A 383-nucleotide genomic window follows, 5' to 3' on the forward strand; every position below is an offset into this window, starting at 1 on the left:
GTCTGAGTCTGCATCTGAGTCACTGTCTGCGTCGGAATCTGAGTCTGCATCTGAGTCACTGTCTGCGTCTGAGTCACTGTCTGCGTCTGAGTCAGAGTCCGCATCTGAATCTGAGTCTGCATCTGAGTCGCTATCTGCGTCTGAATCTGAATCAGCATCTGAGTCGCTATCTGCGTCGGAATCTGAATCAGCATCCGCATCTGAGTCACTATCTGCGTCTGAATCTGAATCAGCATCTGAGTCGCTGTCTGCGTCTGAATCTGAATCAGCATCTGAGTCGCTGTCTGCGTCTGAATCTGAATCAGCATCCGCATCTGAGTCAGAGTCCGCATCTGAGTCACTGTCCGCGTCTGAATCAGAGTCTGCATCTGAGTCACTATCTG

1 protein-coding gene is annotated in these 383 nt (G+C 50.9%); it reads right to left on the bottom strand.

The genetic code is table 11. The annotated features are described in order from the left end of the window. On the bottom strand, positions 1 to 383 hold a 383-nt coding region (locus ACF91D_RS32335; protein WP_392438802.1), incomplete at both ends, for a hypothetical protein.

This window comes from Staphylococcus sp. 231237_7MaSpsaltlick, from assembly GCF_043107035.1.